We start from the raw sequence: 26,281 nt of genomic DNA, 5'->3' as shown, positions 1-26,281 counted from the left end.
GTATGAGGGTGTTGTAGAACACTCCACAGAGTATTGATTGCACAGGTTCAGTACTAAACCTGTGTATCCCTCGGAGTAAAGTTTAATATAAATAGATTAATAATAAGGAATGTGGTATTGCCCACGGTGAATCACTATGATGGACGATAACCCCACCTTCGAACGGCATGGGGACGACCTGGGTGGCTTCCGGTACGACGAGGAGTTCGACCTTGACCAGCTCGGTCGCTCCGGTGGTGACGTAATAAGCGTTTCAAACGATGATGACCATATGGACGTCATCGAGTACAACGAGGACTTTGGGATGGAGCACCACCGGATTGAAGGAAAGCCCGGCGAAGACATCAGGGACTTCCTCGACGAGTAACGACAGACAATATCAATTTTCGTTTATAGTGCTCTGTTGAATAGTATTCTCTGAATATGACAGAAGCAGTTCGAGTTTTGTGATTACGCGAGTTACCAACTCACAACCCGATTCACATCCCACCTGCTTACTCAATCACCACTATTCAACCGAGCACTTTATTCAATAGACAGGGACCATTCACCATCAGCCTCAATATCGAACCAGATGATCCCGGGATAGTCAACCAGTGTTGCATCGTCAACTTCTCCTATATCATTAAAAATCAACTCTCCGTCGAACGTTCCACTATCGCCTTCATCGTATGCGTTTACGATAAAGTTACTCTCACCACTATGTTCTCCACTGACTGTCACTTGGTCTTCAATCTCGAGTGGACCAACAACAGCCGGCCCCTGTCCACTGGCTTCATTTGGGACAGTGCGGACTTCTTCGGGGGGTGCGAATGGCTGACCAACGGTGATGCTCCAAGGGCCATCGGCATCAATATCGAACACATAATCTCCGAATTCAGTTGGTACTGCAGCTACGCCGGATGTCGATCCAATCTCGTTAACTAGAAGTTCCTCTGTTGGGCCATCAAGATTGACAATAAAATTCAACAGCGAAAGCGTACGCGGCTGCATTCCGCCGCCGCTGGGGCATCAAAACCTCATATCGGCAGATTGGTGACTTTTTGCCGAGAACGTCGGCGAGACGTTCTCGGTTCGATTATTTTACTTTTTGTTCGCGGTCGGACTGTACAATCTGTGGGTTCTGGTAAACGTCCTCGTCGGTGGTGAGTACCAGCCGAAGAGACCGCCGATTTCGACGCGAATCTTTCGACGACTTGTTGTGACTGACTACGGTTAGTATAGCCTCTTGTTTCGACCGGAAACCCGGTTAGTGAGTGGTTTCTTGAGAGGTATTGCTCGGGAACGCCGCCCGACGGCGTTCCCTCGTATCCTTCGGTCACCCAGCACTGGGAGAAAAGTCACACTCGCTGCGATCCCGGAGCCAACTCCGTCGTAGTTGCCTCGACGAAAGTCTGATTCGGCAACTACTGTTCAGGGCGGGGAAGATGTCAATCGTCGGTGTCCGGTTCCAACGGGAGACGCTCGGGATCGACGTTCTCGTACGCTTTGTCAGAGCTTAGGATAGAATGGCCGCGGGTTTCGGCAGTAGCAGCGTGGAAGGCATCGAATGCGGTCATTCCGTCCTCGAAGTAATTCACAGCCTTGAGCACGATCTGGCGTTCTTCCTCGGTCTCGACGGGAACAACATCGAGCATATTCGAAAACAGTTTGATGTAGTCGAACTCGTGGCGTTCTCTGATGAGCAGAATCTCCAGATACGAATACGTGGACGTGACGACGTCGCGTTCTTCCAGTTTTTCTTCTGCTCGGTCTTTGAGCCAGTCAGAGTCTTTGGCGAGGGCAAGGAGAAAGTCTGTCTCTACGTACGCCGTCATTCGTCGTTATCCCCCGCCGCGCGTTTCCCGCGTTCGAACCCCTCTTCGGCATCTCTTTGTGCCTGCTCTCTCGCTTCTTCACGGAGTTCTTCTATCGACTCCCCTTCGAATGCGTCGCCAGCTGCTTCACGAATCGCCTGAAGCGGGTCATCGTCGATGGGGATGAGTTCGAGACGGTCCTCGTATTCGACCACATGGAACTTCTCACCGTACTTCTGCCTCAGTTCTGAGGACAGGTACAGTCGCCCGTGCGAATCCGTTTCGACTGACATAGTCGCCCATTTGTGTGGCACAAATAAAGAGCTTTTCCCAAAGATTGATTATCTGTCCCACAAAAGAACGAGGCAGACAGTCCGGTCGCGTCGCTCACCGTTCGACGTGCAGATGAATGGAAGCGACGCCGGAGGTGGACGATGCAGACCAGTAACGCGCGCGACTTCTGAACAGAATCTCAGTTGGTACTGTCGTCACTCTTTATCAGAGCCTTCGTTAGTAGCTCTGTCGCGTAGGCACTGTTGCGGCAGTTAGATGTTGGCTGGTTCAAAGCTCAGCAGCGTCGAACGCATCGTCGACAACATCAGGACTGGGAGCATTCAGATACGGCTCTATCGCTTGGAAGGAATCCCAGCCGCCAACGGCCATCACAACGCGTGGATTCATGTTTTCATCAACCAACAGGCGCTGAGCAAACCGGCGGCGAAGATCGTGAGAGCTCACGTGGTTGAAGTCGCTGGTCCCTGTTTCTTCGGCCGTCCGCTGAGCAACGCGTTTGATGTCAGCACGCACACCCCGGGGTTCGAGGTCAACAAATGGGTCTTTCGGGGCGATGTTCTGTGAGTTTTGGAACTGCTGGAGATCTCGTTCGACTGACGCAGGAAGATACGCGTCGCGTGGCTTCCCTCCCTTCTGGTAAACGTTCCTTCGATAAATTAATCTCAAGATTAGTAGCCCAGCCTGCTGCGAATGCTGCCTGTTCAATGGCGTCTGTAATTCTGTCGGCGTGGGGATCACGGTTGGTCCAAAGACCGAGACGAATGAATGCGATTGCGTGGTGAGACCACGACCTGAGTCTGCGACGTTCATCATCTTCCTCAGGATAGAATATCAATTCCAAGTCACGGTCGGAGAGGCACATCCATAGCAGTTCGAAATCTCGTAAGCCCTCCGTCACCCGCTCTCGTATTCTTTGACGGGCGTTTCTCTCTGCACCTTCTGACAAGTCCTTTTCCCCCTGTAAATATTCTCTATCTGCTTCCGAGAGAATTCCTCGGGGGCGGTTTTCGTTTGATGATTGGTTGCTGTCTTCGTTCATCGCCCAGGATCTTCTGGTTATGGAAGATTTATAAGGCAAATGCATTTAAGTCATCTCGTCATCGGGAACCAATAACATACGAGTAAATCGGCATCTCTCCGGTATACTGCATAGAACCTCTACATCTTGCACGGTGATTCTGACAAGGTTCGGAGAAGACGGTCGCTACCCTGCTTGGAGAACTACCTGTATCGAGCGATTCGGGAGGGCAGAAGCGGAGTGTGACAACCATTCTATAACACCTTATGATGACAAATCAATCAAGATAACCGGAAGCTATGAAGATTATCCCTGTCTAAATCAAAATCGCAGACGGAGCGCTGATCTGAACAACTGAAAGGACCTGTTGATGCCGCATAATTCTCGATTAGCACCACAGAAAGCTCTCCAAGATGTATCTCAGGCAACTTGATACAATTGTGGTGTATCTAATATATACATGCGTATGATCGAATCAAGAGGGCAATTTGTGTGTTCCACTGGCGACAGTAGATCCCAATTGCGGACCGGGAGCATGCATCGCCGGGGGGCTGTGTTACCATACCATCGGGGGGCCAGTGACGCTAGCCCTGTTGGTTCGATCATACAGTCTGACTCCACCGTCAATACACCAACACCGTTTCTCCGGGGCTATCAATAATGTCACTCCGCCAGGCCAGCTTTGCGTTGTTGGTGCTTGCCGTTGGAATGTTGGTCCTTGGTGCTGGCGGGTTTTCAGCTATGGAAGCTGACCGACCGGTGGATGTGTCTGTCGTTGATGATGAAGATGCCTATTTAGGTGTTACAGCCGAACAAGAAGCTGGGGATGTGAACGTAACCATCGTCAATCGATTCGCAAATGAAATAACTATTACCCAGGTCGAGGCTGGTGATCCACCCGAGTCTCAATATGACACTGAATGGGTCGTGGGGCCGGGAACACAAGAGACTGCACTGTATGATCTGCCGACTGACGCAAATGAAGTTATCATACATGCAGAGGGGAAGGGGGTATCAATTGAAGTCAGTACAGAGATTGGGTAGTGGAACCGGGGGATTACCCGGATTGTGAACTCCTTTCCTCGATTTCTATACAGTACAATTCGCAGATTAGTTCGCAGTTCCCGTTTGATGCAGATTATAGCTTCTCTATATATCGCTTCATACGAACCCATTATTATCCGGCTTCGCTTGTGATCCGTCTGTGTACATTGTTCTTCTATGTACAGCAAGAGATCAGCTGGAGTGCTTTAGCATACTGCTTGGTCTGTTATTGTCGAGACATACAGCGATACTTTCCCAGTATTGTCGAAAGAGAGCTTTGATGGTATGACTGTACGGCAATAGTATCACTCTACTCCCGGATCGGAGATCAAACTGGTGTGGTCTATTATTGGGGTATTCTTGGAAGATATACTTGTTCTATAAAATGTATACAGTTATTTTTGTCTCGCGAACAGCCGAAAGCGCACATTGATACGGATATCAGCCCATTCTTTCCGGAATGATTGTAAATCATGAATGAATTCAAACAGACACAAGCAACTGTTGTTGTCTTGGAAGGTATCTGATTCGACAACTCTCTACTATTCACCAATTACCTTCGGTGCTTTCTGGCGGCTTATTACAATATAAGTGGGGGTATATATGTGCAGATAAGCACCCTCGCAGGGGCGAACGGTCAGGGAAGAACAGTCGGATGAGGGTGTTACCAAACAAAAGTGATCAACAATGGAACGACGCAAATTCCTAATTGGACTGGGCGCATTGTCCGCTGGAAGTGCAGCCGCTGTAAGTACTGGTGCGTTCACAAGTGTGGAAGCAGACCGAGATATTACTGTAGACGTGGCTGATGATTCAGATGCTCTGCTGGCGTTTAGTGAGACAGACGATTCACCAAATGCTGACTACGTTACTGTCGAAGACGATGTGGTCGGGATTGATGTGTCTGATAACAATGGTAACCTTGATCAGGACCCAAGCGGTGTTAACGAAGACGCCACAACAATTATTCGGAGTCTCTTCAACATCACAAATCAGGGTACACAAGCGGTTCTTGTGTGGATTGAAGATCAGCCTGACGACTGGGGCTTTTTCGCAGATAACTCCGAGACTTATAGACCAGATACCGGTCTCGGTGTCGGTGACCAGTCAGGGAACCCACCACTTGGTGGTCCGCGAGATGACTTGCTGTACCTCAAGCCCGGAGAGAAGCTGACCGACGTTGGATTCTTTGGGGATGGGGAAAGCGATGTCGATGAATCAATTACCATCCAAGCGGCCACTCCAGATGAAGTCTACTTTAGAGATCTTGGAGAATATGATGATGTCGACCAGTATGACAGTCCCGATGATGATCCCGATTTCAGCGTTGATGATCTTACAAACGTCGATTGGCGCGATTGAACTTCCGGGTAATAAGAGAGTAAAGATATGAACCGGCGCAACTTCATTCTCGGGCTCGGCGCAAGCACTGCAGGGGCGGTAGTAACGATTGGGTCTGGGGCATTCACTAGCGTAGAAGCAGATCGGGAAGTTTCAGTTGAAGTCGTCGACGACACAGATGCATACTTATCGCCGGTGCCACTTGATGACAATGGGGAAGTCCCAGACGATCCCTCAGACAACGACCAGCTTCGGGTGCCAGGAGCACAAGACGAACCTTATGCACAGATTGACAACGATACGGGGCGATTGATACTCACATTTGGCGCCCTCAACTCAGAAGCAACTACCCGAATCAGCCAGGTGTTCCGGGTTACTAATGAAGGAGATGATGAAGTAGGACTCTGGTTTGAAGTAAGCGGCAGCTCGCCAGATGTGGTCACATTCACTGATCAAGACGGTAATGAACTAAACGACGGGTCAGAGAATGCTGTTGATCTCACCGTAGGAGAATCAGTGGATGTCGACATTGAGTTTGATACTTCCGGAGTTGGACCAGACGACGAAATTATCGACACTATCACGCTTAACGCAGATCAGGAGGTGGCCAGTTAATTATGAAGCGACGACGACTACTTGGAACTCTCGGTATCGCCGCTGTTGGTGGCGTGGCCGCAGGCACAGGTGCATTCACGAGTGTTGAGGCGGAGCGTCAACTCACAGTTGAAGTTGCTGGTGACAGAGATGCGCTCTTGCGTCTCGTACCCAATGAGGACGAAGGGCCTGCTTATTCGTCGATTAGCGATGGGAAAATCCAGTTCGATATAAACGATGTCATAGGAGATCCAGCTGACTCCCGTGGACCGGGATCAAACTCCGTATACGTTCTTGAGGACGTTTTTTTCGTTGAGAACCAAGGCACTCAGACAGTCTACCTTGAGGGAGACTTCGATAATGTCGACATAGACGGTATTGACTTTATTCTTGGAGACAACCGTAATGAGCCGTTGGACGGGGAGGAAGCTGTTGGGAAGATAGAAATTGGAGAAGGAGAGGTGCCGATTGGTATTAAGATCGACACTTCTGGAATAGATGTGAAGTTTATATTAGATACAGAAACATCCGAAACTGATGACATCGACGCCAAGATTATCACAACAGCGGAAGAACCTTCAGACGATGTTAACATAGTTGAGAACGATTAGCGAAATTTCCTTCAATATAATTTTTATATTTTTCCTGATTGTGCAGAAATATCCTCCATTAATTTGCAAAACGTACCGCGTAGGGACTCATTACCTATAGTATATTCATTTATAATGTTTTGTTACAAAGCCAAACAGCTCCTCATGACCAATCTCAGCTTCAGGCACCAGCATTGACAACTGCACCACACCGGGCTGGCGGGCAATCTCAACACCGCCAGTAAACGTCGATCGGGCGCGGATCTCCCCTTCGGTCATCCCAAGCAGTGATCCCGCCCGATCAAAGGCATTCCCAGTGGCATCGTTGATTGTTGCCACAGAGCCGATAAACTACATAGGTACCATATCATGGAGCGTATCAACATCGTATTCATTTACAAGTCCTTCTGCGGCGATGGACTCCTCGTAGGTATAGGGCTGATCAATGTCGTGGAGATCGGGCCCGTTTGGCAATAAGATTGGTCCATCAAGTTCGAGAGCGTCAACGACCTCGACAGTTAGCTCGGTTTTGCCACTGACATCGGTCGTATGTAGAGGTAGCTCACCATCACCCTGGTTTGCGTGTAGACCACTGATGTACAGTTTAACTCTCTTAATCTCTGCCGGACAGATCAACGTCGCTCCCGGCCTGACTTCATTCGAGTCCATATGGCTGTCGGTCCGGTCGGCCAGTTCCGACTCGTCATCGAGGCCGTACTCGTTATCAGCACCGATCAACAACTGCCCGAAATTACCGGCGTTATGCGAATCCAAAAACGTCCGGATGGGCGTGGTGGCGACATTGCCCACAAAGGGGCATTGGTAGCCGACGGCGACGGACATCTGATCGGGCTTGTACAGCGAGGTGGGATGCCAGCGGGAGTTCGTGGGAATTGCCATTGCCTCTAAACCTGCTGGGCTAGCCACTCAGGGCAGTTTTCGTCGACGAACATGTCAACCTACCAATTATCGTCGAAGACGGCAGCAGATACAAACTCAAACCCGAACAATAAGGCGCTGTCCCCATAGTTCTTATACTTGATAGCATCCTTATCGGTGCCTTCGACATAGCTTTCTGACCAATGTCCTCACTCCGGATACCTGTGGTCAATGAAAGGACCACCACTGAAGACGCCTTCGCGTTTGTGCATGCTTTCGGCACTGGTGTGACAATATTCTTCCTCGATATCCCTGATGTGGATCAGGGTGACATCACTGGACTCGGCAACATTGACGTAGATTGATTTGGACACCTCGCGACAGCCACAAAACTCTGGAATGACCATCGGTTCTCCAGCAGGCCGGCAACTCTTGGCTGACGGAAGGCCCCGAACTACAAGAACCGAGTAAGAACCCTCGCGTATGATTATGACCATTCACACGGCGGGGGTGACAACCTCGAATTCTTGCCAGTGATCGCTGCAGAACTCAGCAATAAAGACTCCACTGTCATTCTTTTCGGACAGTCAGACAGAGAGAGACTATTGAGAAGATCGCCCACCCTAATAGCAAAATTCTACAGAAAAATTGAGCTGGGTGTCTTAAGACTTGTTTCCGAAATACTTCACAGGTAGTTGGATAGCAGCCCAGTCGAATTCGTAGCTGATTCGTTGCTGGCGAACATCTGCCGAGCCAAGAGTGTCTCTCGGGACAGACGGATCGCCGAACTCGATAGATTCGGCGATCCGAACCGATAGCAAGACAGCCCTCCGTCGGGAAGTCATTAGACTTCGCGCAGAAAATCAGCACCTTCGTCACCAAATTGCTGAAATGAGCAGTCGTATCGACGAACTTGAAGCAAAGCTCAAGCAATACGAAAATGCCCACACGCCATCCAGCAAGAAGGGTGGTGCTGGAAGAGGTGGTGGCCGCAATGGCTCCGGTGATAACGAGACAGCCGATGAAGAAGAGTCAGCTGGCGGCGATGATGCCGCCAGCGACTCTTCGCCCGGACGTGACGAAGGCCACGAGGGAACAACCAGAACACCGCCAGAGCCAGAAGAAACACGCATCGTTGACAACGGCTTTTGTCCCGATTGTGAGCACGTTCTCACCGATCCAGACAGCTACACGTCTCAAATTGTCATTGACACGCCGCTCCCTATCCCAACAACCGTCGTTGAGTACAAGCTTGGGAAACACGAGTGCTCCTGCGGAAACGAAGTAGTCGCTGAACATCCGGATTGCCCACAGACCGGGCGTTTTGGGCCAAATATCATGGCCCAAACCGCTCTTGGCCGGTTCCACGAACGGCTCCCAAATCGCAAACAAGCTGAACTCTTCGACTGGAAGCTCGACGAACCAATCTCCCACCGGACGATCTACAATCTGACCGAGCGGGTCGCAGACCGGCTGCGACCCGCATACAAGGAAGTCAAAGAGAGTGTGGCCGAGAGCGAAGTGGTTTACGTTGACGAGACAGGATTTTCCGTGGATGGCGAGCAGTATTGGGTCTGGACGTTCGTAACCGAGGATGAGGTGCTGTACACGGTGGAGCAGAGCCGAGGCAGTCAGGTGTTAGAGGCCGTCCTCGGCGAGGAATTCGCCGAGGACTCGACACTCAGTTGTGACGGCTGGTCGGCGTATCCAGCGTATCATCCGAAGTTACAGCGATGTTGGGCCCATCTGTTGCGAGAGGTTGAGTTCGTTGCTGACCGGTACGATGAGGCACAGCAGCTGTCTGAAGAGTTGCATGAGCTTCACGACGATCTGACCACGTTTACCGAGAGAGATCCATCTGCCTCCGCCCGCCAAGAGAAGCGGGCGGAGGCTATGTTGCACTTAGAGGGGCTTACTCGGCAGGAATACGCCAACGAAGAGGTTACAGATCTGATCGAGAAAATCAGAAACGGGCTCGGCCACTGGCTGACGTTTGTGACAGAGCCAGAGGTGGATTCAACGAATAATCGCGCAGAGCGCGCTCTGCGCGAACAGGTTGTCCTGCGGAAGATATTCCGAAGCCTCCGATCAGCTGACGGCGTCCGAATTCACGAGACAATCACGACGATGTTAGCGACGTGGCAGAGACGTGGGCTTGATCCGCCATCGCAGTTGCAGTCGGTGCTTGGTGGTAGAGAAGTAGAATCACCGTGAGAGACATCTCTACCGGCCGATTCTCATTTCCGCTATCCAACTACCTTCACAGGAATCGACCATTTATTCCCAGATAAGCAACTAATGTGGAAACCAAATCCCACTATGACCCCGGGTCTTCCGAAGATTTTGATTCCACCTCTTCTTCACTTTCAGAATCTCCATTTTCCGAACCCGGAGCTGAAACAGCAAACTGACCAAACAATGCAGGATCCTCTGGCGGCTCTGGTGGCGTGAACACGTACCGTGTTTCATCATGAACAACCGAATACGTCTCATCTGCTGGATCATACATGACACTGTTGTTCGTATCAATCGCAAAATCAACAAGATCAGCAAGTGTCTCAGCCTCCGCAGTTGGGTGTTCCCTATCAGTTTCGGATAGCTCAATCTGTGTGATCCACTCATCGAACTCATCCCGATCACTCTGATACTCGAGCCAAGACTGTTCTTCCTTGGATGGTGGCAGATCCATTGTCCGGAATGAAATCCCAGCAATACCAATTCCGCCAAGACCACCAACAATGAGTAATACCCCGAGCATTCCCTGAATGTATGACGGTGACTCCGTCGTTGTCGTTAGCTCCACAATCTGTATTTGACCCGGATTGGCTGTCACACCCGGTTCAGGGCTTACTTCATGATCTGCGTCAAGCTCAAACGTTGTCGTACCAATATCAACATCAATTGATCCTGTCTCTTCAACGAACCGCTCTTCTCCATCAAGCGATCCAGCAACTGTTGTCGATACCAGCACTTCGGCTTCTACATCGACAGCACCACCGACTGCACCCTCAGCATCGCTAATCCGGTCTTCAATGTCTGTAACATCAAATTCGAATTCTATTGAAGCTTCATCATCTCCAACTTCTGTCGTGTGGTCCTCTATTTCAGACTTGACATCCCATATCTGCTGGCCATCGCTGGTTCCTTCAAGCGAAACTACAACCTCCGGATCCTGAGCAAGCGAGAAGTTTTCGAATTCGTTTGCATCGGTGTTAATATCAAGTGATCCCTCAACGGTTGTTCCAACATCTCTGAGATAAAAACTCTGCCCTGACGGTTGTCGCTCGCCAGCTCTGAATACTGTCTCACCTTCAATTTCTACGTCCTCATCCACGACTACCGAATAATCGAATGAGGAATCATACTGCGCACTGGCAACAACTTCCTGCTCTTCACTTTCACCCGGATCAGCGACGCCCGTATACACCAGAAAACCACCAGCAGCGACCAACAATAAACAAATAACAACAATTGGCAAAAACCACTGATCAATAACCGACTTCATCCGAAGCTTCCACATCGGGGGTGCCTCTTCACTCATGGTCTTACAACAATTGTCTGTGTCTGATTATTGTTCGATACAACCGGCAGCCGGAAACAAGGTATAGAGTGTGTCTGAATCATTGTTATTCAGGTGCTCGGGTTTTTGAACGGGTACGGAACCGCGCTCGGCCAGAAGGCAAAATCAACCGACCAAGCGCATAGATGCCACCACCAAGGAACAGATTAATTGCAATAATCGGTAACCACGGATGCAGATCATGCAATGCCTCAATCAGCGGCAACGGTAGAACGTGTAAATACCGGTGTTCAGTTAGATAATATCGGCTATGTCCAGTCTCTTCTGGAGCGGTAATTGACACATTATACTCCTCGAATGACTGTGGTCCCAGTGTCATCCGATCAGTCGAGACGTTCATACCATCTGTCTCAGCTTCGAGATACGAAACTGCAGGAATATACTCACCGACAGAGATATTGATAGATTCCCGGCGGATTGATTGTGTCCAGTGCTGATCGAATTCCAGTACGAAGCTCATCAACCGTTCCGAAGTATCTGTTGCCGAGTGCTGATCTCAGTTGTCGCCAGCACTCCTCTGTTGGGTTGAGCTTCGCCATTCCAGTTGGAAGATAGAGAAGTTCTATCTTCGTTTCTTCCGCGAATTCCTTGACTTTGTTCGCTGTGAAGTACGATCCTTTGTCCAACACAATCAAGAGTTTCTCACCAAACTTGGCCTGGAGCGCTTCGAAAAACCGCACGGTGACTTCCTTGGTGAACGAGCCAGTACACTCCAAAAACATGGTCTCGCCGTTCTCTGTGAGTGCTCCCAGAAAATTGAGTCCATCTTGAGAGGCCGACACGTCCACGGTCGGCCTCTCGCCAACTGGAAACCACGCGTACGTGAGATCTGCGCCAACTGCTTTCCGAAACTGATCAATCGTGATGACCGTTGTATCTTCGTCACGTCTCCCGACTTTTTTTGAGGTCTTCGTCGTACTGTTCGAGTTCTTCCTCATCAGCAGAAGACGGCTCCGGCCGTGGTTTCTTCCAAGAAACCTCGGCCTTCTTCATGAGTCGTTGTACATGACGGAGTGAGTACGCTACGTCGTACTCTTCGATGAGGTACTGACGGGCCAGTTTCGAAGTCCATGCTGGTTCATCGTATCCTGCTTTTTCAGGCGGTTGGTGGAGTGTTTTAGCAAACTCTTCGAACTGGTCTTCAGCTAATTCTGGATCTTGTCCGGGCCGATTGGCATCGTAGAGCGCGGCCTCGAAGCCGCGCTCTTCGAAGCGGTTCAACCAGCCGTAGACAGTCCGTTCGTGCCAGCCGTACTTTGTTTCAATTTCTGCAGGAGAAAGACCGTCAAGGTACTCTCGTGCGACAGTTAATCGTTTGATTGCTTTCGGGTCAGTCTCTTCAGCAAGTTGCTCGCGTACTTGTTCGACAGTCACCCCCGGGATCTTGTTGCCGTGTTTGGTCATGCACATCTTTTGGACTCGAAACTATTAGCTTCTCTGTCGGTGAGTATATACCCATCATTGGTTGCAAACCGGGGAACGTCACCTGTCTCGCCCTGTTGGATGATCTCTGGATCATCTGAATCAAACTCGGCACTCAGGATCTCCATTTCATCAGTTCCGCCCGGAACAATCATTGCAGCTGTGGCAGCAATCATGATAATCGCTGCACATGCGAGAATAATCCACGTATACTGGATACCACTTTCACGAGACTTTTGGCGATCTCGGTCTTTATCAGGTCCGGACCTGCTTGACAAAATTAGGTCAGCAATGTATAGCATAATCGACAGGGCAAAAATAACCATTGCGAGGCCCTGTGTCTCATAGAACATCCGCGTATCAAACGTCACTGCAAGCCACTGCTGGAATGAGTCAATGCCACTCTGGATGCCCATCACTGCTGTGCCGAGATGCGGAATCGTTGTCACAGATCCACCAACCTGCAATGCTTCGGCTTTAATTTGCGGCTCACGGACGTGGGGTTCTCCCCCGTCTTGATCAGTAAACGGGTTGCTAATCCCCCGGGTTACATAGCCTGCATCGGTCTCATCAACGATCAAGTGTGTCGTCAGTCCCCCACCTTGAATCTCTTCAGCTTCGAATACCACAACGTCACCCGGTTCAGGCTCACCGGTTAATTCTGACGGGACAGCAACGAATCCATCACCGACATCCATCTCATATGGCTCAAACTCACTTGTCTGGGGGTTGGCCATACTATCCGTCTCAACATAACTAACGAGGATGGGTTGGCCAACATAGCTACCAATGAATAATAATACCAGTAAAAATAGGACAAACAACTGAATGCCGAAGCCAATCTTGCGACCCCAACCCATTTCAATTCCCCCCTTCCATCAGGAGTGTTACATGACAATAGAACATGTTCAGGTATATAGAAATAATGGATTGAAAATACTGCCGGCCTTGACCGTACAAATATAGTATAATATTCATCAGTTACTCGTCAGCATATTCAACGAGATATTGACCGGCCTGTCGCACGTAAAATTTAATTGTTTCTTCGTCTGTCGCCTGTGCAGCCTTTCCAAGATACTGATACGCGATTGTGATCTCATCAGTATCGGAATTGCCAGTTGCACAGTCGGGGATTTCAGCATCAACGGGTTGGTTACTCATGGCTCTATCCATTGCTTATACGGTACGATATCATAGTTATGCACTCATTGAATACTGAGTAGCGACTGGTTAATATTTAACAAAGAACTATATATCAACTCACGGTGGTGGTTTTCGTGTTATTACGATAACACGCTCGATAATATCACTATCAGGATATTACCGGGCAATTACTGGATGGAAATCACTACTTGAACCCAATTTCTGGATTTTGCTATCGTTAATCAGAGCTTATACCCTCGCCGTTTATTGACTACCGAGTAATATCTCTAAAGAATAATAATCGATATTATAGTTCTGTTAACGTTTTATATATGTCATATACTTAGAGAGATATGTTAATCCCGCAATTTTATTATACATGAGTTATACAATTGATAGTAATGTCGGCAGGGGAAGTACAACCAGGGGGTACAAGTCCAGAACTTACAGATGAGGACATCTTTGATGTTCTTTCCAACCAACGCCGCCGCCACGCTGTCCACACGCTTCGACAGACGGAAACTGATCAAATTGAAATTGGTGACCTTGCCGAAGAGATTGCTGCTATTGAGAACGACACAACCGTAGAAGACATCTCATATGATCAACGAAAGCGTGTCTATACATCCTTACAGCAGTCTCATCTGCCAAAGATGGACGATGCGGGCGTTGTCGATTTTAACAAGGATCGAGGCACCATCGAGCCAACACCAGCCATGGAAGATGTCGAGATCTACTTGGATGTTGTTCGTGGCCGAGAGATACCATGGAGCGAGTACTATCTCGGACTCACAGCTGTCTCGGCAGCACTGGTGACTGCTCACTGGATTGGTGCATGGCCAATTGCGGTGATTCCTGAAGTGGGCGTCATGCTCTTCATCGTCATTGCGTTCGCTGTCTCTTCTGTTGCACACACCTACTTCTCAAAGCAGATGAAAATCGGCTCAGATGGTAATCCGCCAGATGAAGAATAAAAGCCATACAGAACAGTTAGATTTCATCTCGTTGGGTGTCGGGTACAACTCGGTTTATACCGGCACAGTATCTATTTTGCAAGCTAAAACCGCAGCAACGTGTGATTATCATCCATTGCTGTATTATAGATAGGGTGAGGCGAAAACTCACCCCTTTAGGGGTTAGAGGAGGTCAATTTGTAGTAAGCTCAACATGGATCAGCTGTTAGCTCATAAACAGTCGTCGTTCAGCATTTTCATGCCGCATACCCATGATCTCGGCCATTGGTGCAAACGAGTGTAGATCAGACAACTCAGCACCAGCGTACTGTTTGAGCCCGGCAATATCCGGAAATAGATCAACCAGCGTTTGCTGAATTGCTGTATGTCCAAACCGCCCAATGCGTTGTGCCGCGCCAAGAACATCTGTGACAAACATATAGCCATGTAGCTGACACGCTATCTGCCGATCAATGCCACTGGCCGCAGTTAGTGCTCCGAGTACAACGGGAAAGTGTCCATGTGTTTTTTCATCGTCGACACGACGGTAAAATTCGGCAAGAACCGGTGGTAGGCTATCAGTTGTTGCGAAGACGGAAAGCAGTCGATCACCAATCGTCACTGAACTTTTTCGAAACTCTGCCGGGAGAATAGTTGCATGAAGCCGCTGATCAATTGTGAGCAATTCAGATGGCACATCATCTTTCACTGTCCGATGAGCGCAGGCCAGTGCGACCGTCTCAGTTGGTCCGATCATTGATTGCAGATAATCAGCAATCAACGACGTTAGATCAGTTGTTGTTTCCACTCGATCTTCATTGAGGTACTGCTCGATACCATACGAGGCGGTATGTGATCCGAGCGGGAGAAACGAATCGGCGAGGCGAAATGCAACAAGTAACGACGGAAAATTGTGTGTATCAGTGGTCATGGTCTTTCGTGTGGTCGTGATCATGTTTGTGGTGGTGATCACTGGTATCGTGGCTGTGATTATGTGTATCGTCTGTATGCTCGTGATTGGCTGTCGTCGTATCGATAAATGTTGATGGATCAACCGTCGTAGTTCTTGTCTCAGCAGCTGTGGGTATTACCTCTGCAAGCACGTCTTCGATGATCGCACGATCAGCCTCCATTGGGAAGTACACTGCGTTGCCCTCGACCGCAAGGTCCCAGTGTTGATTCCCGATACGATGGCCAAGCTTGATCGCTGTGTCAGTCGATATCGCCTCGGGGAGGTCAATAACGAACGCTTCCTCTTCAGCAAACTGAAGGATAATCATTCGGCTATCCTCGTGTAAGAGCACATCTCCATCCTGAAGTTCTCTTGACCCGGGAACAATCCCGAGATCGATCCCAGCAGCCGTCGTTACGCGAAGTCGTGATTTGACGCGGTCGTCTGGGTCAATGACAGCATAGTCAACCGTTCCAGCCTCCTGGTGTTGTTCATACGTCGATGCAAGCTCTGGGTCGTCGTGGATATTGCCTTTAATTGATTCGATGATTTGCATTAGTACCACCGATCTGTAGGCGTCGAAATGTCAAATGCTATCTGCCGGAATGACTCCCGAACTTCGCTGAACAGTCCCTGAAGCATATCAGTTGTCTCCCCAATGGCTCGCACACATATGCCAGCATCAGCTGGCAGTCGCGTAACACCAGCAGTCAGCCCCGGGTTATCATCACTACCATCCTGTATACAGGATCTAATTTGCTCGACAAGATCAGCAAGCGTGCAATTACACCGATCCGAAACAACTGGAGCTGCCGATAGTGGATCTGGAGCAAAGATATAGAGTGTACCAATCCGGTTATCCGCAGTAAATTGGGCAGGCGGGTAGTTATTCTCAGATGCTGTGTCAGGCTCAATATTCGTAACGTCTGTGTATGTAAGCGCGTTCTCCTGATAAACATCAATCTGTGACCGGTAATGCTCGAAGCTAAATGGTGTATGTGCTGACAGTCCATCTGGAGCGAAAATGTCCGTTGTCAGCAACACACTTGTCGATGCCAAATTGATTTCTGTTGTCTGTAGTAAGCGGGCATCCTCGTTCACTATTACTGCACCGGGTAAATACTCAAGATATGACGATTCATCAACCGTGATCGTCGTATCAAGGTGTGCATAATCGCTGTGCATGCTGTGGATTTTTGTTGCTGATTGTGTTGTGACCACAGCAGTTGCCCCGTCGATCGCATCGATTGTAATCTCGTGTCGGTCTCCATGTGTGACGCCACCGGTTGGTTCCTGAATGCAGGCCGTTGGTCCGAGCGGATCGTGGCTCAGTGTGCCTGTCAGGTGTAATGGAACTGAAAACCGATCACGAACAAGTCTTGTCTTGGATCCGGTTCGTGCAAACCGCGCAAAGAGTGTTCCATCTTTCCCGTGCCCGCGAGGGGTCGCGTTCGGCAGCGATTCTTCAGCGTACGCCTCAAATGCTGCTGGAATGCTTGCGTCTGTATCCTCATCTTCGAGTTCAGGATCAATCTCAGACTGATGTGGCGATGACATCTTTTGCGCTAAATCGTCTCCTGTGTTCCAGTAAGGCCAAAGAGTGCAGACTCTTCAATGTGATCGGCTACAGCTGTGATTCCGTCGCTGGCACGACAATTTGTTAGGACTGTTGGTCCATCTCGAACTGTTTCAGCATCAGCAAGCATTTGGTCGACATCCGCATCGACATACTCCGCAAGATCCACTTTGTTGATTACAAGCAAGTCTCCTTCAACAACACCTGGCCCACGTTTTCTTGGGATGTCGTCTCCTTCGGCAACCGAGATTACAAATATAAAGTAATCAGCCAGTTCCGGATCAAACGTTGCGGCTAAGTTATCGCCACCGGACTCGATGATTACAGCATCAAGATCAGGGGCGTGATCGACAAAGTCATTCACTGCAGCAATATTCATCGATGGATCCTCCCGAATTCCTGTGTGTGGACATGCACCGGTTTCGACCCCAGAAATGAGTTCCTCGGGAAGGAGATCAGAAAATGACTCCTGTAGCCGATCAGCATCCTCCTGTGTCATAATATCGTTGGCAATTACACCTACATCGTATCCCCGTTGATCAAGAATTGGCACAAGTTCCTGTACAAGCGCGGTCTTACCCGATCCGACAGGACCGCCAATACCGATTGTCGCAACGTCCCGGTGGTCGGGGCTCATGACTGAATACCTCCACGTTCTGTTACGTCGTATGTCGGAACATCATCAAGCTGGTCGGGGTTCTCAGCCCGAATTGGATCGTGTACTGTCACAAGCTTTGTTCCATCCGGAAACACTGGCTCAACCTGCACTGTGTTGATCATCTCTGGAACACCATCCATGACATCTTCACGCGACAACAACTGCGTTGCTTCTTCCCGGAGTGTGGCAACTGACTTTCCTTCTCGTGCGCCTTCACATACCCAGTCAGAGATGTATGCGACTGCCTCAGGATGGTTTAACGGAACCCCTCGTGCTTTTCGTCGTCGTGCCATCTCTGCTGCAGTAAATATCGTGAGTCGTTCCTGATCTTTTGGAGTAAGTTTCATGTAGTAATCACCTCAGAGGAAATATCGTTGTGCAAGCGGAATATCATCGGCTGGCTCACACGTCACTGGTTCTCCATCTACCGCAACTTCAAACGTCTGTGGATCAATATCGATGTTTTCTGGCTGGAAGTCATTGTACGCCATGTCGTCTTTGGACACGTCTCGAGTCCCGTTGACCGGCATCACCATCGATTCTAATTGATATACATCTCCAATTCCTCGGTCGTGCGCGCGCTGGCTGACAAACGCCATCGAGAGGGCATTGCGTGCACGCCCATATGCACCAGCACGTTTTCGTTGCATGATTGGTTCGCATGTCATTAGTGATCCGTTTGCTTCACCCATCTCGCTATGGACTGGGAATCCACCTTTGAACACTGTGTCTGGTTTAATACCGAAAAATCCCGGATCCCAGAGTACGATGTCTGCAAGCTTTCCGGGTTCAAGCGAGCCAACGTATGTGTCAATTCCAGCAACGCGAGCTGGATTAATCGTGTACTTTGCAACATACCGCTTAATTCGGTGATTATCACCAGCTCCATCGGAATCGAGTTCACCACGCTGTTGTTTCATTTTGCTTGCTGTCTGCCAAGTCCGACTGATTACTTCGCCCTGCCGTCCCATTGCTTGGGAGTCTGAAGTCATCATCGAAATTGCGCCCATATCATGGAGAACATCTTCTGCTGCAATCGTCTCAGATCGAATTCGTGATTCAGCAAACGCAACATCTTCAGGAATATTTGGATCAAGGTGATGACAGACCATCACCATGTCAAGATGCTCATCAAACGTGTTTGTGGTATACGGCATCGATGGGTTTGTCGAGGATGGCAGCATGTGGTCATACTTGATTAGTTCCATTACATCTGGAGCATGTCCCCCACCAGCCCCTTCGATATGGAACGTGTGAATTGTCCGGCCGTCAATTGCGTCAAATGTTTCTTCAACAAACCCGGACTCGTTCAGTGTATCAGTATGAATTGCTACTTGCACGTCCATCTCGTCGGCAACCTCAAGACAGGTATCAATCGCGGCTGGTGTTGATCCCCAGTCCTCATGCAATTTCAGTCCGACAACGCCCGCCTCAATTTGTTCAGTGATCGCTGGTTTTGCGCTGGAGTTGCCCTTACCATAGAATCCAACGTTGACTGGCCAGTCATCTGTTGCCTGGTAAAACCGACGGATATTCCGCGGCCCTGGCGTACAGGTTGTTGCTCCGCCACCAAAGCCACCACCAAACATCGTTGTAATACCACTGGATAGTGCATGATCGACCAATTGTGGACTATTAAAATGCACATGGATGTCGAGGGCACCGGCTGTTGCAATTAATCCATCAGCAGGTACGGTGTCTGTGCTGGGCCCGATAACCATGTCGACGTCATCCATTGTGTCAGGATTGCCTGCCTTTCCAAATCCGACAATCTGTCCATCACGAACACCTAGGTCTCCCTTTTCGATGCCCAGCACTGGATCAATCACGACAACATTGGTAAATACCCAGTCAAGCGCGCCATCACTCTGTGTTGTCGTCGGTTGCATACCCATCCCGTCGCGCATTGTCTTCCCTCCGCCAAAGACAGCTTCCTCACCTGGTACAGTGTGGTCTGCTTCAATCTCAGCGAGCAGTGCTGTGTCACCAAGACGGATTTGGTCGCCAACTGTTGCTCCATACAAGTCCGTGTATTCTGATCGATTGAGACGACGACTCATTTCTCAGCCTCCTGATCACGATGGTGTGCAAAATAGCCCTGTTCACGTGCCCGTTCAATTGCTTGTTCTCGAACATCTGGGTCATCAACCGGTCCGTCGACCAGCCCTGCCATGCCTCTGATTATCCGATTTCCGCCAATAGAAACCAGTGTCACGTCTTGCTGTTGTCCCGGCTCAAACCGAACTGCTGTGCCTGCCGGTATATTAAGTCGATATCCCAGTGCCTTCGTACGATCAAACGCTAGTGCAGGATTGACCTCAAAGAAATGAAAGTGTGACCCGACCTGAATAGGGCGGTCACCGGTATTCTCAACAGTCAGTGTAATTGTTTTTCTCCCTGCATTGATCTCTATAGGATCATCTGCAAGGATCACTTCACCAGGTATAAAATTAGTCACAGAAGATCACCACAAGAAACTACAGTCATGGAATTTCGATACATGTTGAGTTAATTCGCTGGTCCAGAAATAAGGGTAAAGTTGCACGAAAATTTTGTTTGGTGCGGGAATAAAACCGGATACTTGTCGTATTTTCTCATTGGGTTCTGCTCGAATGCAAGCAAAATATATTGTATGTTGTAATTGATACACATATGTCAAGATCGAGCAAAATTGAGAGATGCATAAGCAGTGTTACGCAGAGCTCAATTGATTCTCTCCGTCAACAATCAGATAAAAAAGAGCCTGACAGACTAAGCGAACTTAGACAACAAGGTGCTGCCTAAGCCGATCAGTATTATCAAGCTCAGCTCGTGGAATCTCTTCTACAATTGTTCCCTTCTCCATCGCGTAACATCGATCTGCGAGTGTCTGAATGACAGACAAGTTTTGTTCGACAAACAAGATGGTCGTGTCGATCTCAGTATTGATCTGCCGAAGGTTATCACTGATAGATTGAACAATCGACGGCTGGACACCTTCAGATGGTTCATCAACAATCATAATGTCAGGATTGCCAACGAGCGCTCGACCAATCGCGAGCATCTGTTGTTGTCCACCACTGAGCGTTTCAGCGTCTTGATCCGCGCGTTCCTCGAGGATCGGGAAGTATTCGTACACCCGATCATAGAGCGTCGTATCACCAGCCCCGACCGAAGTTCCAATCAGGAGGTTTTCTTCAACAGATAGCCCAGAAAAAACATCTCTGCCTTGTGGGACATATCCTACGCCTCGTTTGGCAATATCATCTGCCGACATACTGGTTATCTCCTCGTCATGGAGCAAAACAGATCCTTGGTCTGGTGACAGAAGTCCCATAATCGTCTTCAGCAGCGTGGTTTTTCCGACACCGTTTTTCCCGATAATACCGACGATTTCTCCCGACTCAATTGTACAATTCACCTCCCGAATAATCGGGGTTTCTCCGTAGCCTGCAGCAAGATTTGAGACAGCAAGGCTCATGCGTCATCACCCAGATAAATGCGTTGCACATCGGGATCAGATTCAATTTCTTCGATCGGCCCTTGTCGGAAGATTGCACCCTCATTTAATACCGTGACCTTATCTGATACTTGACTCACAAACTCCATGTCATGCTCGATAACGAGGAGTGCAATTCCCTGTTCGTTCAGTGTCAGTAGTAAATCCCCAACCTGTTGTGTTTCTTCAATTGACATTCCAGCAACTGGTTCGTCAAGTAAAAGCAGCTTTGGATCAAGCGTTGTGGCCATTCCAATCTCCAGTCGCTGTTGTTGTCCATGTGAGAGATCTCCTGCAGCTGTATCAGCTACATCAGCGAGATCAATCTGATCAAGCGTTTGTTCTATCGTTGTTGAAGTATCACGATCAAGTCGCTGCAGCGGGATCTGTAAATTCTGTTTTACCGTAAGGTCAGAGTACACGTGTGGAGACTGAAACTTGACACTAATGCCAGCGTCAATGCGCTCGTGGGTTGACTGGTCGGTTAAATCCCGGCCGTCAAAGAATATTCGTCCATCACTCGGTGTGAGCTCTCCGACAATCAGATTCATGAATGTGCTTTTACCAGCACCGTTCGGCCCGATCAAGCACCGAAGCTCACCTTCATCAATCGTAAAATCAACATCATCAACGGCTGTTAGTCCTCCAAAATGTTTTGTCAGCCCATCGGTTGCTAATAATGTATCACGAGATTCACCAGTCGCTGCAACGGCTGGTTTCTTCTTGACAGAGATGTCGCTAGCGGAACTCATCGGATAACACCTCCTAAGATGGCATGCGGTTGATAACCCGGTGCTACATTTTGTTGTACTGAATTGCTGTTAGTCATCATTGATCTCCTCTCGAATATTTCGAATTGAGCCGGAATCGTCTGATATTGAACGTGTGATATACCCAACAGCACGATCGACATATTGTGCAGCACCAGCTGGCATCACCAGAATCACGAACATCATCAGTCCACCAACAAGCACTAGTGCCCACTCCGTCCCTGTTGCTGCCAACTCGGTTGAGATGCGCTCAATAATAATCGTTGCTGCAATGGCTCCGATGAGTGAATCTCGTCCACCAACTGTGACCCATACAACAGGTAAGGCAGCAAATGTTATCGAGAACACACTGGGATCGATGTAGTTCCCCCAGCTAACATAGAAAACACCGCCAAGTGATGCAATTGCACCTCCGAGAGTAAATACCATGAGCTTGATGAACGTGACATTGTATCCAAATGTTGCTGTTCGTTGCTCATCCTCTCGAATTGCAACCATTGTCATCCCGTATGAACTATTCACAAGGATACGGAGCAAGAGATACACTCCGATTAACGTCAACAGTGTCGCATAGTAGAACCGGTTACCCTCAAGTACAAAGCCGGCTTCGCCGATGCCAAGTGTAATATCTGTAATTCCTGGCATTCCATTGTATCCTCCGAGTCTGGCATCACCGATAGCCCACTCACTGCCGGCCGTCTGTGACATGAATGTGTACAGCACTATTGCAACAACGAGTGTGATAATCGTTACGTACACATCGCGAACACCGCCGTAGAACATGAAATATCCAAGAATTAACGAGAACAGCGTTCCGACGAAGACAGCAACAAATATTGCAGCCGTAATTCCCGTCGCAGATCCATAATTGAACGTGACAACGCCAAACGCGTATCCCGCAATCCCAAAGAACGCTACCTGTCCGAAACTCAAAATTCCGCTGAATCCCCAGATAACAGCAAGGCTCAATGCCAGAAATGCGAGCGTAAAGTACCGGGCCATGTTGTTGACTGCCCATGGGTTTGTAAACTGTGGGTACAGCAGCAACATTGCTACTGCAATGGCAAATGCTCCCCAGAACAACTTCGTATTCCCGTAGGTATTGGGGCCGGTAATCAACGACAGTGCGTGTTTGATTTTGCCTGTGATCGATTGTGTCTTGGTCATGATGATTCACTCCGTCGCTCACGTAGTTTTTCGACGTATCCAGTGATTCCGTCAGGAAGTACTCGCAGGGCGATAATCGCAACAATGAGCATTGCCATCTGTCCTATGAAGGTCCCATACATATTGGTGAACAGAGCATGGAAGAATCCGAGCACACCTGCGGCAGACAGGGTTCCAATGATCACAGACGGCCCTCCAACAACTACAGCAACGAACGCCTCAAGCAGGAACACACTCCCTTGATCTGGCGTAATTGACAGTGTTGGGGCAGCAAGTGCCCCAGCCGCTCCGGCAAGCCCAGCTCCAATTCCGAATGTAATAGCATACATTCGATCAGTATCGACACCCATCGCCCGGGCTGTCTCAGGGTCGTCGATTGTCGCTCTGGCCTTGACGCCAAACTCTGTTCGCGTGAATATGACATACAGCACGATCAGAATCGCAATGACCATCGCTGGCAGAAATACAGTCTCATAGGTGGTTGCGGAATAACCACCGTATGAGATTCCACCCATTGGCATTGAAATACTCGATAGACTTGATCCAAAGATAATCAACAGTAACTGACTGATCACCAGTCCAAGACCCCATGTCGCAACCATGGAATCAAGCAGTCGGTCATATAGGTGCCGAATTACAGTTCGTTCAATAATAACTCCAAAGACAGCAGTTACAATCACACCAGCAACCATTGCCAGCGGTAAGGGTACTCCAGAGTGATAGGTAAGAGCCGTTCCATACATACCAATTATAATGAACTCGCCATGTGCAAGATTAATCACACCCATCATACCAAAAATAATGGCGAGTCCAACTGCTGCAAGTGCAATAAAGGCAAATCGGTTGAGATATTGGAATACGAAAGCGACGAGTTCTGAAACCCCGTCGATTACAAGTATTGTTGACCCATACATTGTTTTTCACCTCTATTATGTCGAATATTACTGTTACACATCGTCTATGTCGTACACATCAGTTGGTTCGTACTGGGTTGTTAGCGACTCTTCACGCAGGTCAACACCAATCTCTTCGCGGAGGAAGGTTGGCTCAATTAGCTGTTCTGCGTCAAATGAGATGTCATGATTCTCATCGCAATGTGCTACCCGCATGCGATGGGTCATGTGGTGGGTTGCACCATCAAGTTCAATGTCGCCTTCCGGCGCTTCAACCTCCATACCATCCTCAAGCACTTCGATTACATCGTCTTGATCAAATGTGCCGGCTTCTTCGACTGCCTCTTTCCACATGTACACCGAGAAGTAATTGTTCTGTGCCTCTTGGTTCAAGTAATCTGCATCTGGATACTCATCGTAGAACCGATCGACGAAGTCTTCATTTCGATCTGATGGGAGTTCTTCCATGTAATTCACTCCAACGTATACATCTGTCAGCGCAGTTGGATCATATCGAAGGTGCTCATGCCCCTGAGCGAGCGTCGTAGAGCTGCCAATTGGAATGTCAAGTCCTGCTTCGTCTCGCTGTTCGTAGAATGATTCATGGTTGTTCCCCACCAGCATCGACATGATGAAGTCTGGATCAGCATCCTGAATATTATTAATCACAGATGAAAACTCAGTTTCACCGAGTGGGATGTATTCCTCACCGACAATATTGTAGCCATTTTCCTTGGCGTAGACGTTTACCCAATCTCCGGAAAGCTGACCGAAGTTGTAGTCAGCAGCGATGATGTAAATATCATCACCGAACTCGTCTGCCATATACGGCGTCACGGCTCCAAGTTGTTGACGAGCTGTAGCTCCGACAGGAAAGATGGTATCGTCCGCTACTCCGCCTTCATATTGAGTCGTGTAGAAATACAGTTGATCTTCATCGTTGATGATATCCCGAATTGCCTCTCGACTTGCACTTGAGTATCCTGCCCACAGCGCATCAACTTCATCTTGGTAGATGAGCCGTTCAGTCAAATCTCGGTATCGATTGTTATCTGACTGTGGATCTGGGTCTTCAACATTGATTTCCTCACCTAATATGCCACCGTTCTCGTTAATCTCTTCAATTGCCAATAACGTTGCCTGCCATTTTGGCGTTCCATTGAGTTGGAATTCACCAGTTCGATCCTCAAGAACTCCAACCGTTGGGCCGTCATCGCCTCCGAGAACACCAAGACACCCACTCGCGCCTGCAATACTTGCGCCCCCAACTCCTGCAACGAACGAACGTCGAGTAAAATCAGACATAAGAGGAGACACCCCCAGCAGAAGCTACGACTACAGAAAACTTTTGACCATTTGTACAAACTAAACTATTAACAGATACCGTTTGTCCATTCATTGACGACATCAGTTAGTCTGACTTATGGTATAAAATGCTTTTGTGGATATATATTCAGACTTTCATAGGTATGCAAATGTACAATTACAATATAAGGTAATTATACACGATCTGCTATCATTGACACGTGGATGTTCTGCGTCAACTGCTTGGGGCCCTTCGATGCTTGCCAGCGGACCCCTGTTTTCCCCATTGAACACGGGGGGTCTGGCCTGACCAGTCGCATTCACCGTCCCTGACCTGGGGGCATTCGACTGGTAGCCCATCAATCGCGAGACGTCTGCCTGCGATAAACGTTATCTATTAGGGTGTCATAGAACAGTCCACAAAGTGGTTGGTTTCAGAACTCCCTAATGAATCACCCAGTCAGTTAGTCTACGAACTGTGCGGTGAAAAAGTAACAAATACGAATGGTATGTAGGACAGAAGGCGCATATCGGCCAAACCGCGTTTTTGCACTCGCACTGGAAGCAGAGGATAATTAGGTGGCGTTCGAAATGTACGTACTACGATGTCTGGACGACTAAAGACTATTATTGGGGTGATAATGGTGGGGATCGGGTTAATACAGGTCACTCTCTACGCCGTGCAGACTGAATGGATTCCTACCTCTTTGGGCGCAATCTACAGAGAAGCAGGCAGAGTGTCTCGGGGTCGTTTGGAAATCGGAGATTTCCATGATGACGAGACGCTTTGCGTCTCGAACCACTTGCCCCCGAGGGTGAATGCCGTCG

32 protein-coding genes and 1 pseudogene are annotated in these 26,281 nt (G+C 48.9%); 10 read left to right on the top strand and 23 right to left on the bottom strand.

All coding sequences use genetic code 11. The features are described 5' to 3' along the window. Positions 1–136 precede the first annotated feature (136 nt). Positions 137–367 (top strand): hypothetical protein, encoded by a 231-nt coding sequence (locus K0C01_RS12090; protein WP_221169946.1) that lies wholly within the window; start codon positions 137–139, stop codon positions 365–367. A gap of 158 nt (positions 368–525) precedes the next feature. On the opposite strand, the gene K0C01_RS12085 is transcribed toward K0C01_RS12090, so the two are convergent. After that, a complete protein-coding gene (locus tag K0C01_RS12085; RefSeq protein WP_221169945.1) occupies positions 526–993 on the bottom strand; it encodes a hypothetical protein in 468 nt (155 codons plus the stop codon). Between K0C01_RS12085 and K0C01_RS13105 the strand changes: the two are divergent. Next, a pseudogene (locus tag K0C01_RS13105) lies at positions 972–1,219 on the top strand (transposase); the annotation flags it as partial. The gene K0C01_RS12085 and the pseudogene K0C01_RS13105 overlap by 22 nt on opposite strands. 211 nt (positions 1,220–1,430) lie before the next feature. On the opposite strand, the gene K0C01_RS12080 reads toward K0C01_RS13105, so the two are convergent. From K0C01_RS12080 to K0C01_RS12070, 3 genes are all read right to left on the bottom strand, one after another. Beyond that, positions 1,431–1,817 carry a PIN domain-containing protein gene (locus K0C01_RS12080; RefSeq protein ID WP_221169944.1) on the bottom strand — a complete coding sequence of 129 codons (387 nt, stop codon included), beginning with the start codon at positions 1,815–1,817 and terminating at the stop codon, positions 1,431–1,433. Beyond that, positions 1,814–2,011, bottom strand: a complete 198-nt coding sequence (locus K0C01_RS12075; protein WP_259372374.1) for an AbrB/MazE/SpoVT family DNA-binding domain-containing protein — start codon at positions 2,009–2,011, stop codon at positions 1,814–1,816. The genes K0C01_RS12080 and K0C01_RS12075 overlap by 4 nt, the downstream gene beginning before the upstream one ends. 346 nt (positions 2,012–2,357) lie before the next feature. After that, complete coding sequence (locus K0C01_RS12070; RefSeq protein WP_221169942.1) at positions 2,358–2,903, bottom strand: site-specific integrase; 546 nt, start codon at positions 2,901–2,903, stop codon at positions 2,358–2,360. A gap of 865 nt (positions 2,904–3,768) precedes the next feature. Here K0C01_RS12070 and K0C01_RS12065 point away from each other — a divergent pair. The 4 genes from K0C01_RS12065 to K0C01_RS12050 all read left to right on the top strand — a co-directional run bounded on the left by K0C01_RS12065 (position 3,769) and on the right by K0C01_RS12050 (position 6,698). Continuing rightward, positions 3,769–4,152 (top strand): hypothetical protein, encoded by a 384-nt coding sequence (locus K0C01_RS12065; protein ID WP_221169941.1) that lies wholly within the window; start codon positions 3,769–3,771, stop codon positions 4,150–4,152. Between the two features lie 687 nt (positions 4,153–4,839). Next, positions 4,840–5,514, top strand: a complete 675-nt coding sequence (locus tag K0C01_RS12060) for a hypothetical protein (RefSeq protein ID WP_221169940.1) — start codon at positions 4,840–4,842, stop codon at positions 5,512–5,514. A gap of 27 nt (positions 5,515–5,541) precedes the next feature. Next, entirely contained in the window at positions 5,542–6,108 is a 567-nt protein-coding gene (locus K0C01_RS12055; protein ID WP_221169939.1) for a hypothetical protein, read from the top strand. Positions 6,109–6,110: 2 nt separating this feature from the next. After that, entirely contained in the window at positions 6,111–6,698 is a 588-nt protein-coding gene (locus tag K0C01_RS12050; protein WP_221169938.1) for a hypothetical protein, read from the top strand. Positions 6,699–6,803: 105 nt separating this feature from the next. Here K0C01_RS12050 and K0C01_RS12045 read toward each other — a convergent pair whose 3' ends face one another. Together K0C01_RS12045 and K0C01_RS12040 are read right to left on the bottom strand one after the other, a co-directional pair. Next, positions 6,804–7,016, bottom strand: coding sequence for a hypothetical protein (locus K0C01_RS12045; protein WP_221169937.1), 213 nt, complete (start codon positions 7,014–7,016; stop codon positions 6,804–6,806). Between the two features lie 12 nt (positions 7,017–7,028). Beyond that, on the bottom strand, positions 7,029–7,346 hold the full coding sequence (locus K0C01_RS12040) for an acetamidase/formamidase family protein (protein ID WP_221169936.1): 318 nt from the start codon (positions 7,344–7,346) through the stop codon (positions 7,029–7,031). Between K0C01_RS12040 and K0C01_RS12035 the strand changes: the two genes are divergently transcribed. From K0C01_RS12035 to tnpC, 3 genes are all read left to right on the top strand, one after another. After that, positions 7,347–7,586: a hypothetical protein gene (locus tag K0C01_RS12035; RefSeq protein ID WP_221169935.1), complete on the top strand. Its 240-nt coding sequence runs from the start codon at positions 7,347–7,349 to the stop codon at positions 7,584–7,586. Between the two features lie 194 nt (positions 7,587–7,780). Continuing rightward, entirely contained in the window at positions 7,781–7,921 is a 141-nt protein-coding gene (locus K0C01_RS12030) for a hypothetical protein (RefSeq protein ID WP_221169934.1), read from the top strand. A gap of 394 nt (positions 7,922–8,315) precedes the next feature. Continuing rightward, the gene (gene tnpC, locus K0C01_RS12025) at positions 8,316–9,770 is read left to right on the top strand and encodes an IS66 family transposase (RefSeq protein ID WP_221169933.1); all 1,455 of its coding nucleotides are present in this window, start codon (positions 8,316–8,318) and stop codon (positions 9,768–9,770) included. Between the two features lie 103 nt (positions 9,771–9,873). Here the strand turns inward: tnpC and K0C01_RS12020 are convergent, their stop codons facing one another. From K0C01_RS12020 to K0C01_RS12000, 5 genes are all read right to left on the bottom strand, one after another. Beyond that, positions 9,874–11,097, bottom strand: coding sequence for a DUF5305 family protein (locus tag K0C01_RS12020; RefSeq protein ID WP_221169932.1), 1,224 nt, complete (start codon positions 11,095–11,097; stop codon positions 9,874–9,876). 85 nt (positions 11,098–11,182) lie between these two features. Further along, the gene (locus K0C01_RS12015) at positions 11,183–11,476 is read right to left on the bottom strand and encodes a hypothetical protein (protein WP_221169931.1); all 294 of its coding nucleotides are present in this window, start codon (positions 11,474–11,476) and stop codon (positions 11,183–11,185) included. Positions 11,477–11,519: 43 nt separating this feature from the next. Then, positions 11,520–12,540 (bottom strand): IS630 family transposase gene (locus K0C01_RS12010; protein ID WP_221169930.1). Its coding sequence is split into 2 segments (ribosomal slippage): positions 11,520–12,038 and positions 12,040–12,540, totalling 1,020 coding nucleotides; the frame shifts between segments, so codons are not numbered across the junction. Beyond that, on the bottom strand, positions 12,537–13,418 hold the full coding sequence (locus tag K0C01_RS12005) for a S24/S26 family peptidase (protein ID WP_221169929.1): 882 nt from the start codon (positions 13,416–13,418) through the stop codon (positions 12,537–12,539). The genes K0C01_RS12010 and K0C01_RS12005 overlap by 4 nt, the downstream gene beginning before the upstream one ends. A gap of 121 nt (positions 13,419–13,539) precedes the next feature. Then, positions 13,540–13,719, bottom strand: a complete 180-nt coding sequence (locus K0C01_RS12000; protein WP_221169928.1) for a hypothetical protein — start codon at positions 13,717–13,719, stop codon at positions 13,540–13,542. 383 nt (positions 13,720–14,102) lie between these two features. Between K0C01_RS12000 and K0C01_RS11995 the strand changes: the two genes are divergently transcribed. Beyond that, the gene (locus tag K0C01_RS11995) at positions 14,103–14,675 is read left to right on the top strand and encodes a DUF7344 domain-containing protein (protein ID WP_221169927.1); all 573 of its coding nucleotides are present in this window, start codon (positions 14,103–14,105) and stop codon (positions 14,673–14,675) included. Between the two features lie 205 nt (positions 14,676–14,880). On the opposite strand, the gene K0C01_RS11990 is transcribed toward K0C01_RS11995, so the two are convergent. The 12 genes from K0C01_RS11990 to K0C01_RS11935 all read right to left on the bottom strand — a co-directional run bounded on the left by K0C01_RS11990 (position 14,881) and on the right by K0C01_RS11935 (position 25,453). After that, the gene (locus K0C01_RS11990; RefSeq protein WP_255568304.1) at positions 14,881–15,609 is read right to left on the bottom strand and encodes an urease accessory protein UreF; all 729 of its coding nucleotides are present in this window, start codon (positions 15,607–15,609) and stop codon (positions 14,881–14,883) included. Beyond that, positions 15,575–16,162, bottom strand: coding sequence for an urease accessory protein UreE (locus K0C01_RS11985; RefSeq protein WP_221169926.1), 588 nt, complete (start codon positions 16,160–16,162; stop codon positions 15,575–15,577). Before K0C01_RS11985 ends, K0C01_RS11990 begins: the two co-directional genes overlap by 35 nt. Beyond that, complete coding sequence (locus tag K0C01_RS11980) at positions 16,162–17,163, bottom strand: urease accessory protein UreD (protein WP_221169925.1); 1,002 nt, start codon at positions 17,161–17,163, stop codon at positions 16,162–16,164. Before K0C01_RS11980 ends, K0C01_RS11985 begins: the two co-directional genes overlap by 1 nt. Positions 17,164–17,171: 8 nt before the next feature. Next, complete coding sequence (gene ureG / locus K0C01_RS11975; RefSeq protein WP_221169924.1) at positions 17,172–17,819, bottom strand: urease accessory protein UreG; 648 nt, start codon at positions 17,817–17,819, stop codon at positions 17,172–17,174. After that, positions 17,816–18,187 (bottom strand): urease subunit gamma, encoded by a 372-nt coding sequence (locus K0C01_RS11970; protein ID WP_221169923.1) that lies wholly within the window; start codon positions 18,185–18,187, stop codon positions 17,816–17,818. The genes ureG and K0C01_RS11970 overlap by 4 nt, the downstream gene beginning before the upstream one ends. Before the next feature lie 12 nt (positions 18,188–18,199). Then, a complete protein-coding gene (gene ureC, locus K0C01_RS11965) occupies positions 18,200–19,900 on the bottom strand; it encodes an urease subunit alpha (RefSeq protein WP_221169922.1) in 1,701 nt (566 codons plus the stop codon). Then, positions 19,897–20,298, bottom strand: coding sequence for an urease subunit beta (locus K0C01_RS11960; protein ID WP_221169921.1), 402 nt, complete (start codon positions 20,296–20,298; stop codon positions 19,897–19,899). Before K0C01_RS11960 ends, ureC begins: the two co-directional genes overlap by 4 nt. A 303-nt stretch (positions 20,299–20,601) precedes the next feature. Continuing rightward, positions 20,602–21,300, bottom strand: a complete 699-nt coding sequence (locus tag K0C01_RS11955; RefSeq protein WP_221169920.1) for an ABC transporter ATP-binding protein — start codon at positions 21,298–21,300, stop codon at positions 20,602–20,604. Next, entirely contained in the window at positions 21,297–22,070 is a 774-nt protein-coding gene (locus K0C01_RS11950; RefSeq protein WP_221169919.1) for an ABC transporter ATP-binding protein, read from the bottom strand. The genes K0C01_RS11955 and K0C01_RS11950 overlap by 4 nt, the downstream gene beginning before the upstream one ends. 69 nt (positions 22,071–22,139) lie before the next feature. Beyond that, complete coding sequence (locus K0C01_RS11945; protein ID WP_221169918.1) at positions 22,140–23,255, bottom strand: ABC transporter permease subunit; 1,116 nt, start codon at positions 23,253–23,255, stop codon at positions 22,140–22,142. Next, positions 23,252–24,169, bottom strand: coding sequence for an urea ABC transporter, permease protein UrtB (gene urtB / locus K0C01_RS11940; protein ID WP_221169917.1), 918 nt, complete (start codon positions 24,167–24,169; stop codon positions 23,252–23,254). The genes K0C01_RS11945 and urtB overlap by 4 nt, the downstream gene beginning before the upstream one ends. 33 nt (positions 24,170–24,202) lie before the next feature. Beyond that, positions 24,203–25,453 (bottom strand): urea ABC transporter substrate-binding protein, encoded by a 1,251-nt coding sequence (locus K0C01_RS11935; protein WP_221169916.1) that lies wholly within the window; start codon positions 25,451–25,453, stop codon positions 24,203–24,205. Positions 25,454–26,281: the final 828 nt, after the last annotated feature.

The sequence above is a fragment of the Salinarchaeum sp. IM2453 genome (assembly GCF_019693215.1).
Taxonomy (GTDB): domain Archaea; phylum Halobacteriota; class Halobacteria; order Halobacteriales; family Salinarchaeaceae; genus IM2453.
This window is presented reverse-complemented; position numbering and strand designations above follow the sequence as displayed.